Below are 2,290 nucleotides of genomic sequence, written 5' to 3'. Positions count from 1 at the left end.
TGTTAGCGTCAATATAATTTTCACCATTTCCACCAACGCATTTTCGCCAATCGCGCCAACGCGGATACGCCGGATTCGCCAACGCGGATGTGCCGCTTTCGGCGCCTAGGCGCCCTCCTCCTTCCCGTCCTCACCGCCGATGGACACGTCCTTCAGGCGGTACGACCGGCCCGTTATCTTGATCATCGCGCAGTGGTGGCACAGCCTGTCGGCGACCGCCGAGGCCGTGACGTTGCTGCCGAACACGTCGCCCCACCTGCCGACCGGCACGTTGGTCGTGACGATCGTCGACCGCTTGAGCGCGTAGCGCCTGTTCACCAGCTGGAACAGCAGGTCGGCGCCCTCCTTCCCGATATCGAGGTAGCCCAGCTCGTCTATTATCAGCAGGCTGCAGTGCTCGTAGAACCGCATCCTGCGCGCCAGCGCCTCCTTCGCCGAGGCGTGCTTGAGGTCCTCGACCAGCCTCGAGCAGTCGGCGAAGTACACCTGCTTGCGGGCCATCACCGCCTCGTGGCCTATGGCTATCGACAGGTGGGTCTTGCCGACGCCCGGGCTGCCGACGAGCACGACGTTGTCGCCGCGGTCGACGAACTCGAGCGTGGCCAGCTGCTCGACCAGCCCGCGGGGCACGCTCGGCTGGAAACCCCAGTCGAAGTCGGCCAGCGTCTTTATGTAGGGGAAGTTGGCCATCCTCGTGCGGCGCTCGTCGTCGGCGCGCCGCTTGAGGGCTATCTGGGCGTCGGTGAGCTCGAGCATGGCGTCGACCAGGCTCTTCCTCCCGTCGGCGACGAGCCTGACGTACTCGGGCACCGACGACACCATGCCCTCGAGCCCCAGCTCCTCGAGATTGGCCGCCAGGCGGTTGAGCGGGCTGGCCTGCACCGCGGCGCTCACAGCGAGCCCCCTATCGAGTCGAGCAGCCCGAGGTTGGCGGCGGCGGCCGCCTCGATGTCGCCGGCGGCGTCGCCGAACCAGCGCTTCCCGGCCATGGCCTCGGCGTAGTGCGCCGGGTCGTAGGCCGGCCCGCCCGCCACGTGCGTCGCCACCAGCTCGCCGCCGACGTAGCAGTCCATCGCGCCGCCGGGCATGCAGACGATGCGGGCGGGCCTGCCGATGCAGCGCCTGGGCACCGACATGGGCTCGCCGTGCGCGCTGACCAGCATCGTGGCCGGCACCCTGGCCACGCGCACCACGTCGCCCATCGCCTCCTCGAGGGCGCGGAGGTTGCCGACGGGCAGCAGCGCGTCCTTCTCCTCCATGAACAGCGCGGAGGGCGGCAGCCCCGTGGTCTCGTTGGGCTCGGAGTTGCTGGCGTCCTCGATCCGCGCGATGATCTCGTCGATGTCGTCCCAGCCGTCGAAGTCGCCTTGGTAGGCCGCGAGCCGCGACAGGAAGCGGTTCGACGACTCGACCTTGCCCTTGGTCTGGGGGCTGCGCGGGCGGCACAGCTTCAGCTCGAAGCCGGCGGCCTTGGCGAACTCGTATGCGCGCTGGACCTTGAGGCGCCTGCCGCCCTTGACCGTCACCAGGGCGGACATGTTGTCCGTGACCCACTCGCGGGGCACGCCGCCGAGCCTCGCGATCGTGGCGTACATGCACCTGACCAGGTCGTCGGTCGTCCTGGTCCCCGACCGGATGAATATGTGCCTGCGGGAATGGCCCAGCGTCGCCGCGAACACGTTGAACTCGAACAGCTCGCCGTCGCGGTTCGCCATCCTGACCGACTCCTTCCAGTCGAACTGCAGCTGCAGCCCGGGCGGCGTCTCGAAGCGCGGGTGCGGTTCCGGGCCGACGGAGGCCCCGACGGCGATACCGTTCTTGCGCATGAACTGGGTGAAGGCGTTGTAGCCGGCCAGGTTCTCGCCGGGATACCTGTGCAGCAGCCACTCGTGGATGCCCTTCTTGGTGACCCCCGGCAGCTGCGCCTTGGCGGCCACCTCCTCGATGTGCGCGTCGAAGGAGCCCGCCCTGTCGGCGCGCCCGTCGCGGGGCCGGCCGCCCTCGGCCCTCCAGTACGCCGCCACGGTGTGCCTGTCCTTGCCGTAGCGCTTCGCTATGTCGCTGAAGTTGGGCTTTATGCCCGCTTCCCTGTACATGTCCAACTCTCCGATCAGGTTCTTCTCCGCCACGGCCGCTCCTCCCGAAAGCATCGTTCGCTTGTCGGTCGAAGCGTAAGCCCCGGCGTTGGTGGAAATGGTGAAAATGCGTTGGCGTGATCGGGGAAATTGCGTTGGCGGAATCGGCTAAAGTGCGATGGCGAAATTGGTTGTTTTTACAGTAGCGCTAACAC

At 67.4% G+C, this 2,290-nt stretch carries 2 protein-coding genes; both read right to left on the bottom strand.

The window, feature by feature from the left end; translation table 11 throughout:
- Positions 1 to 105: 105 nt before the first annotated feature.
- Positions 106 to 894, bottom strand: a complete 789-nt coding sequence (istB, locus tag JMJ97_RS09395) for an IS21-like element helper ATPase IstB (RefSeq protein WP_260700097.1) — start codon at positions 892 to 894, stop codon at positions 106 to 108.
- Positions 891 to 2,129, bottom strand: coding sequence for an IS21 family transposase (gene istA / locus JMJ97_RS09390; protein WP_082421817.1), 1,239 nt, complete (start codon positions 2,127 to 2,129; stop codon positions 891 to 893). The genes istB and istA overlap by 4 nt, the downstream gene beginning before the upstream one ends.
- Positions 2,130 to 2,290: the final 161 nt, after the last annotated feature.

The sequence above is a fragment of the Collinsella aerofaciens genome (assembly GCF_025289055.1).
Classification (GTDB): Bacteria; Actinomycetota; Coriobacteriia; order Coriobacteriales; family Coriobacteriaceae; genus Collinsella.
The sequence above is the reverse complement of the archived record's forward strand: the minus strand, read 5'-3'. Positions and strand labels throughout refer to the sequence as shown.